Here is a 7449-nt window from a genome sequence, read left to right as displayed (position 1 = left end):
GGAGGGTGCCGTCCTGGTTGACCTGCTGCTCGACGTGGCAGTCGGGGCAGATGGCCCGGGCGGGGAACCCGGCCGCGGCCGGACGCGCCCCGCGGTCGGCCTCACCCGTCCTGACAGCCGGCCGGCCGCCGCGCGGGGGCTCCTCCGTCTTGGCCCCGGACCTGGTCCGTGCCTCCGGCCTCCTGGACGTGGCCGGAGCGGCCTTCTCCCCCGCCGGCCGGGCCGCCGCGGGCGCCGGCTCGGGCGAGACCGCACGGGCCAGCCGGGCCAACCTGGCGGCGAGCAGGGCCGCGGTAGGGCGTTTGGCCGCCTCGCGGTGGAGGGCGGCGCGGATCAGCGGGAGCAGCGCGGCGGGGATGCCCGCCAGGTCGGCCTGGCCGTTGAGGATGGCGTACATCTGCGCCTCGACCGTGCCCCGGCCGAAGGTGGGGCGCCCGGTCGCGGCGAAGGCCACCGTGGCCGCCCAGGCGTGCACGTCGGCGGGCTCGCCCACGGGCTCGTCGACGAACAGCTCAGGGGCGGCGTAGCTCGGAGTGCCGAGGAAGGTGCCGGTCAGGGTGAGCCGGGTGGCGTCCAGGACCTGGGCGATGCCGAAGTCGATCAGGACGGGCTCGTCTCTGGCGTTGACCAGCACGTTGGCGGGTTTGAGGTCGCGGTGGACGACCCCGGCCGCGTGAATGATCGACAGCGCGGTGGCCAGGCCCTGGGCGAGGGAGATCAGGGCGGCCCCCTTGAGCGGGCCGCCGCGCCGTACGCGGTCGAAGAGGGTCTCCCCCTCGATGTGCTCCATGACCATGTAGGGCCGTTCGCAGGCGAGGTCGGCGTCGACGACCCGGGCGACGTAGGGGCTCTCGACCCTGCGGAGAGCGCGGACCTCGCGCTCGAGCCGTATTCGGGCCTCCGAGTCGGAGTCGACGACGTCGTGGAGCATCTTGAGCGCCACGTTCTCGCCCCGGCGGCTGGTGGCGAGGTAGACCTCGCCCATGCCGCCCCGGCCGAGGCGCTCTACCAACGTATAGGGGCCGACTCGCCCGAGACGACCCACGTGACCTCCCGCGTCGGCCACATGGGTCCAAGACCGCTGTGCCTATCGGGTCGCTCGCTTGCGCTCGCTCCCCTGCCCTCCAGCCATAGGAGACAACACCATAGCGGGCAGGTGTGACGAATATCCGGCGGCGCGCCGTACCGCTGAAAGATCAGCGTGGCGGGGGCCCGGAGTCCGGCGGCCCGGGGCGGGGCTCGCCGCCGGGTGGGGCGGGCGGCTGGGGCTCACCGGGCGGCGTGGGCGGCTGGGGCTCGGCCGTGGGGGGCTGCGCCGGCGGCTGGGCGGCGGGCGGGACCGGCCGCAGCGGCTCGGCCGCGATGGGCGGGACGTACGCCGGGACGTTCTCCGCCCCCCGGCGGCGCGCCTCCCTCCGGCGGCCGAAGATCAGGTGGTCCAGGCTGATCCGGCCCGCTCCCCCCGCGGCCAGCAGCAGGGCGGCCGAGCCCAGGGCTCCGACCAGCTCGAATCCGCCCTCGGTGATGAACACTCCGGCACGCGAGTGGACGAAGAAGAACGCGCCGAGCATGTCGGCGGCGATCAGGAGGCCGACGAGCGGGGTCAGCAGTCCCAGGATGAGCAGGACCCCGCCGCCGAACTCGACGACGATGGCGAACGCGGCGGCCACCCTGGGCAGCGGGACCCCCGCCGAGGCGAACATGGTGGCGGTGGCCTCGACACCTCCGGCGCTGAGCTTCTGCCAGCCGTGCGCGATGAAGATCACGCCGAGGACGAGCCGCGCGATCAGCGCGGCCAGGTCGTAGAGGGCCCGTCTCATGGCCGGTGCGCGCTCTCGTGGGAGGGGGCCGCCAGCAGGCTGTCCAGCTCAACCGTGGGTTCGGCCGACAGGCTCCGGCGGCCGGTGCGCCGCCAGTTCACATGCCCCCGGCGCTCCAGCCACAGCATCATCCTGTCGAGCGTGAGCAGCACAAGGCTGACAAACAGGAGTGCGACCACGATTTCCATGAAGCCCAGTCAAACCACAAGGGGCTTCGATTACCTGGAGCGACACGCTACTACATTCGGTGACCGGGCAGATGCCGGACCGGGTCGGCCGCGGAACACCGGAGCACCGGCCTCACCGCGGGAGCCGCCCGTGGAGGCGGGAGCGCCCCCCGGCCCCGGACAGCGGCCCTCCCCGGACGGCGGCCCGCCCCGGACGGCCGGCCCGGACGGCCGGCCCGGCGTGACGTCGGTCAGGACGGCCCGCGGACGCCCCGGCGTCGAGGACGGGCGCGGGTGAGGCCGGCGCCCCGTCCGGCCATGACACCGGAGACGCCCGCGGCGGCGGCTCCTACTTGTCACCGGCTCCACGGGAGGCGACGACCGTGCCCGTGCCGGTGCGCAGATGGCCCTCGCCGGTGTAGACCCATTTGGTGGAGGTCAGCTCGGGCAGGCCCATCGGACCGCGCGCGTGCAGCTTCTGGGTGGAGATGCCGATCTCCGCGCCGAAGCCGAACTCGCCGCCGTCGGTGAAGCGGGTCGAGGCGTTGACCGCCACGGCCGCGGAGTCGACCAGCGCGACGAACCTGCGGGAGGCGCCGACCGAGCGGGTGACGATCGCGTCGGTGTGGCCCGAGCCGTACTTCCTGATGTGCGCGACCGCGTCCTCCAGCGAGTCGACGACGGCGGCGGCGATGTCCAGCGAGAGATATTCGGCGCCGAAGTCGTCCTCGCCGGCCGGCACCACCTCGCCGTAGGCCGCGATCCGGGCGTCACCGTGCACCGTCACCCCCTCGGCGGCCAGCGCGGCCAGCGCGCGCGGCACGAAGGCGTCGGCCACGGCCACGTGCACCAGGAACGTCTCGGCCGCGTTGCACACCGAGGGCCGCTGGACCTTGGAGTTGAGCAGGATCTCGATCGCCAGGTCCTGGTCGGCGTCGGCGTCGACGTAGACGTGGCAGTTGCCCACGCCGGTCTCGATGACCGGGACCGTCGACTCCTCGACCACCGAATTGATCAGCGAGGCCCCGCCGCGCGGGATCAGCACGTCGACCAGGCCGCGGGCCCGCATGAGCTCCTTGACCGAGTCGCGGGTCAGGCCGGGGACCAGCTGCACCGCCCCGGCCGGGACCTCGGTGCCCGCCAGCGCGTCCTGCATGACCTTGACGAGGACCGTGTTGGACTCGTAGGCGCTGGACGAGCCGCGCAGCAGCGTGGCGTTGCCGCTCTTCAGGCAGAGCGCCGCGGCGTCCACGGTCACGTTGGGACGGCCCTCGTAGATGATGCCGATCACGCCCAGCGGCACCCGGAGCTGGCGCAGCTCCAACCCGTTGGGCAGCGTGTTGCCCCGGATCACCTCGCCCACCGGGTCGGGCAGGTCGGCGACCTGGCGGACCGCCTCCGCGATGGCGGCGACACGGGCCTCGTCGAGCCGGAGCCGGTCGATCATGTAATCGGAGGTGCCGCTCTCCCGGGCCCGCTCCACGTCGAGCGCGTTGGCCTGGACGATCTCGGCGGACCGGGCCACCAGCGCGTCGGCGATCACGCGGAGCGCGGCGTCCTTCGGGGCCCTCGGCAGCGGGGCCAGCTCGGCGGCAGCCTCTTTAGCCGCCAGGGCTACCTTCAGGAAGTCCTCGGACATCTCGCGCTCCAATGAACTAGTGGTGAGACTCCAGTATGACAATGTCGTCACGGTGGATCAGCTCACGTTCATATTCCGGACCGAGGCTGGCGGCCAGCTCACGGGTGGAGCGGCCCAGCAGCTCCGGGATCTCCCCGGCGTCGAAGTTGACCAGGCCGCGGGCGAGCACCCCGCCGAGCGGCCCGCACAGGTCCACCGGGTCTCCGGCGGCGAACTCCCCCTCCACGGCGGTCACCCCGGCGGGCAGCAGCGACTTGCGGCGGCCCACCACGGCCTCGACCGCGCCGTGGTCCAGATGGAGCCGGCCGCGGCCGGTGGTGGCGTGGGCCAGCCAGAGCAGGCGGGTGCCCGGGTGGCGGCCGTCCGGGTGGAAGCAGGTGCCGATGTCGACACCCGCCAGGGCCTGTGCGGCGTGCGCGGCGGCGGTCAGGACCACGGGCACACCGGCCCCGGTGGCGATCCTGGCCGCCTGCACCTTGGTGACCATCCCGCCGGTGCCGACCGCGCCGCCCTTGCCCAGCTCCACCCCGACCAGGTCGTCCGGACCCCGCACGTCGCCCAGCCGGCGCGCGCCGGGACGGCGCGGATCACCGTCGTAGAGGGCGTCCACGTCCGACAGCAGCACCAGCGCGTCGGCGCGGGTCAGGTGGGCGACCAGGGCGGCGAGCCGGTCGTTGTCGCCGAAGCGGATCTCGTCGGTGGCCACGGTGTCGTTCTCGTTGACCACCGGGACGATGCCCAGCTCCAGCAGCCGGCCCAGCGTCCGCTGGGCGTTGACGTGGTGCGAGCGGCGCATCATGTCGTCGGCGGTCAGCAGCACCTGGCCGACGCGCAGGCCGTAACGGGCGAAGGAGGAGGTGTATCGGGCGACCAGCACCCCCTGGCCGACCGAGGCGGCGGCCTGCTGGGTGGCCAGGTCACGCGGCCGGCTGGCCAGGCCCAGCGGGCCGAGACCGGCCGCGATCGCGCCGGAGGAGACCAGCACGACCTGCGTGCCGGTCCCGCGCCGGGCGGCGAGCACGTCGACCAGGGCGTCCACCCGGTCGACGTCGATCATCCCCTGCGGGGTGGTGAGCGAGGACGAACCCACCTTCACGACGAGGCGTGAGGCCGTACGGATCCGATCGCGCACAGAGTCCACGACAGGCACCTTTCGCAGGGTCTTCATTCACGGGGTCTTCGGGGGAGGGCAGGTCATCCGAGCCGGTTGTCCGAGCCGCGCGGCCCCTGGTGCACGGCCTCGGCGTTGAGGGTCGGCTGCCAGTCGAAGATGTAGCCGTTCTCCATGGACCCGATGACCACCTCGGCCCCGGCCGTGGCCCCGGCCTTGGTGAGCTCCTCCTCGACCCCGAGCCGCTCCAGCCGGTCGGCCAGGTAGCCGACGGCCTCGTCGTTGGTGAAGTCGGTCTGGCGGATCCACCGCTCCGGCTTGACCCCGGTGACCTGGAAGGTGTTGTCGTCGACCCGGCGCACGGTGAAGCCCGCGTCGCCGAGCTGCCGGGGCTTGATGACCAGGCGGGTCGGCTCGACCACAGGCGCGGCGGCCCGGGCCGCGGCGACCATCTCGCCCATGGCGTAGGTCAGCTCCTTGAGGCCCTCGTGAGTGGCCGCGGAGATCGAGAAGACCCGCATGCCCCGCTCCTCGAGCATCGGCCGGACGATGTCGGCCAGCTCGCGGGCGTCGGGCACGTCGGCCTTGTTGAGCACGGCCAGGCGTGGCCGGTCCTCCAGCTTGCCGTAGGCCCTCAGCTCGGCCTCGATCGCCTCGTAGTCGCTGATCGGGTCGCGGCCGGGCTCCATGGTGGCGCAGTCGATCACGTGGACGAGCGTGTTGCACCGCTCGACGTGGCGCAGGAACTCATGGCCCAGCCCCTTGCCCTCCGAGGCGCCCGGGATGAGGCCGGGCACGTCGGCGACGGTGAAGACGGTGTCGCCGGCGGTCACCACGCCGAGGTTGGGCACCAGGGTGGTGAACGGGTAGTCGGCGATCTTCGGCCGGGCCGCGGAGAGCGCCGCGATGAGGGAGGACTTGCCCGCGCTCGGGAAGCCCACCAGCGCCACGTCGGCGACGCTCTTCATCTCCAGCATCACGTCGAGCTCGTCGCCGGGCTCGCCGAGCAGCGCGAAGCCGGGGGCCTTGCGCTTGGCGGTGGCCAGGGCGGCGTTGCCGAGCCCGCCGTGCCCGCCTTCGGCGATCACGTAGCGGGTGCCGGCGCCGATCAGGTCGATCAGGACCTCACCGGTCTGGGCGTCCTTGACCACGGTGCCGTCGGGGACCGAGAGGATGATGTCACCGCCGTTGGCGCCGTCGCGGTTGGCGCCCGAGCCCTGCCTGCCGTTGTCGGCCTTGCGGTGCGGGCGGCGGTGATACTCCAGCAGCGTGGCCGTGTTGGGGTCGACCTCCAGGATCACGTCGCCGCCGCGGCCGCCGTTGCCGCCGTCGGGGCCGCCCAGCGGCTTGAACTTCTCCCGATGCACAGAGGCGCAGCCATGTCCCCCGTCACCGGCCTTGATGTGCAGGACCACCTGGTCCACAAAGTCCGGCATGTCTGCCCTCCTACCCCCATCTGCGGAAATACCCGCTTACAACACCAACAGGGGCGGACCGCGCCATGCGATCCACCCCTGCCGTTAACGTCTGTCGGTGCGGATCTACTCCGCGACCGGGACGATGCTCACCGCGCGACGACCGCGCTTGACACCGAACTGCACGTGACCGGCGGCCAGCGCGAACAGCGTGTCATCGCCACCGCGGCCGACGTTGTCGCCCGGGTGGAAGTGGGTGCCACGCTGGCGGACGATGATCTCGCCGGCGTTGACCAGCTGGCCGCCGAAGCGCTTCACACCGAGCCGCTGGGCGTTGGAGTCACGGCCGTTCCGAGTGGACGACGCGCCCTTCTTGTGTGCCATCTCGCAAAACTCCCGAAACTCAGGCCTGGTTGATGCCGGTGATCTTCACCTGCGTGTAACGCTGGCGGTGACCCTGGCGCTTCTTGTAGCCGCTCTTGTTCTTGTACTTCAGGATCCGGATCTTCGGACCCTTGGTCTCGCCGAGAATCTCGGCGGCAACCGTGAACTTGCCCGTCTCGGTGGTCACGTCGCCATCGTTGACGACGAGCACCGTCGGCAGCGAAACCGTGGAACCGACCTCGCCGGCGACCTTGTCCACCTCGAGGACGTCACCGACGGAGACCTTCTGCTGCCTGCCGCCGCAACGAACGATCGCGTACACCGCGGAACCCTTCTTCTGACTACTTGCTCGCTGGATGCTGCGCCCCGCATCCGGCTATGGTCACTTGGTTGACCGACGAACCGGGTAGGCGCGCGAACAGGGCGCGCCATGAGCGCACCGGTTCACCAGGGTACCGGATTACCGGTGTCCTGGTCGAACCGGGCGGAACGTCGGCGGTCGCCGGCCTGACGGCCGGCGGGGCCTTGCCTGGTTGCCGACCTATTCGGCCGACTTGGCCTTGCGGGAGCGTCGCCGCCCCCGGCCGGAAGCCTGTATGCCCTGCGCGTCCTCGGTCGGGACGTCGTCAAGCGCATCGGTCACCGTATCACGGCCAGACTGGTCGCTGGCCGCAACAGCGTGGCCGGCGTCCTTGCCGAGCTTCTCGGCGACCGCCTTCTCCACGGCCATCTTGCCCTGGGTGCCACGCGGCTCCGGCTTGCTCTCGACCGGCTCGGCCGAGACGTGCAGACCGCGGCCGTTGCAGCACTCGCAGACGGTGGAGAAGGCCTCCAGGAGGCCCTGTCCGACCCGCTTACGCGTCATCTGCACCAGACCCAGGGAGGTGCCCTGCGAGACCGGACCATACAAGGC

Annotated in this window: 8 protein-coding genes and 1 pseudogene; all 9 read right to left on the bottom strand. The window is 72.1% G+C overall.

Translation table 11 applies throughout. The features are described from left to right. Window positions 1-1045 (bottom strand): serine/threonine-protein kinase (locus ACWDS7_RS44865; RefSeq protein ID WP_451934266.1); only part of this gene is annotated, 1045 nt, incomplete at its 3' end. 151 nt (window positions 1046-1196) lie between these two features. Continuing rightward, window positions 1197-1820 carry a DoxX family protein gene (locus tag ACWDS7_RS44860; RefSeq protein ID WP_451934265.1) on the bottom strand — a complete coding sequence of 208 codons (624 nt, stop codon included), beginning with the start codon at window positions 1818-1820 and terminating at the stop codon, window positions 1197-1199. After that, window positions 1817-2008, bottom strand: a complete 192-nt coding sequence (locus tag ACWDS7_RS44855; RefSeq protein WP_451934264.1) for a hypothetical protein — start codon at window positions 2006-2008, stop codon at window positions 1817-1819. Before ACWDS7_RS44855 ends, ACWDS7_RS44860 begins: the two co-directional genes overlap by 4 nt. A 328-nt stretch (window positions 2009-2336) precedes the next feature. Next, window positions 2337-3626: a glutamate-5-semialdehyde dehydrogenase gene (locus tag ACWDS7_RS44850; RefSeq protein ID WP_306866440.1), complete on the bottom strand. Its 1290-nt coding sequence runs from the start codon at window positions 3624-3626 to the stop codon at window positions 2337-2339. A 16-nt stretch (window positions 3627-3642) separates the two neighbouring features. Further along, on the bottom strand, window positions 3643-4794 hold the full coding sequence (gene proB, locus ACWDS7_RS44845; RefSeq protein WP_306866436.1) for a glutamate 5-kinase: 1152 nt from the start codon (window positions 4792-4794) through the stop codon (window positions 3643-3645). A 26-nt stretch (window positions 4795-4820) separates the two neighbouring features. After that, a complete protein-coding gene (gene obgE / locus ACWDS7_RS44840) occupies window positions 4821-6173 on the bottom strand; it encodes a GTPase ObgE (protein ID WP_306866434.1) in 1353 nt (450 codons plus the stop codon). Between the two features lie 105 nt (window positions 6174-6278). Further along, window positions 6279-6536, bottom strand: a complete 258-nt coding sequence (gene rpmA / locus ACWDS7_RS44835; RefSeq protein WP_012893687.1) for a 50S ribosomal protein L27 — start codon at window positions 6534-6536, stop codon at window positions 6279-6281. A gap of 19 nt (window positions 6537-6555) precedes the next feature. Next, window positions 6556-6858, bottom strand: a complete 303-nt coding sequence (gene rplU / locus ACWDS7_RS44830; protein WP_306866422.1) for a 50S ribosomal protein L21 — start codon at window positions 6856-6858, stop codon at window positions 6556-6558. 219 nt (window positions 6859-7077) lie between these two features. After that, window positions 7078-7449: pseudogene (locus ACWDS7_RS44825) on the bottom strand (ribonuclease E/G); the annotation flags it as partial.

Source organism: Streptosporangium sp. NPDC003464 (genome assembly GCF_053588315.1).
This window is presented reverse-complemented; position numbering and strand designations above follow the sequence as displayed.

Excerpts from the sequence above, each read along its gene's own strand:
- ACWDS7_RS44855 (WP_451934264.1), bottom strand. The coding sequence starts at position 2,008 with ATGGAAATCGTGGTCGCACTCCTGTTTGTCAGCCTTGTGCTGCTCACG.
- ACWDS7_RS44860 (WP_451934265.1), bottom strand. The coding sequence starts at position 1,820 with ATGAGACGGGCCCTCTACGACCTGGCCGCGCTGATCGCGCGGCTCGTC.
- ACWDS7_RS44850 (WP_306866440.1), bottom strand. The coding sequence starts at position 3,626 with ATGTCCGAGGACTTCCTGAAGGTAGCCCTGGCGGCTAAAGAGGCTGCC.
- proB (WP_306866436.1), bottom strand. The coding sequence starts at position 4,794 with ATGAAGACCCTGCGAAAGGTGCCTGTCGTGGACTCTGTGCGCGATCGG.
- obgE (WP_306866434.1), bottom strand. The coding sequence starts at position 6,173 with ATGCCGGACTTTGTGGACCAGGTGGTCCTGCACATCAAGGCCGGTGAC.
- rpmA (WP_012893687.1), bottom strand. The coding sequence starts at position 6,536 with ATGGCACACAAGAAGGGCGCGTCGTCCACTCGGAACGGCCGTGACTCC.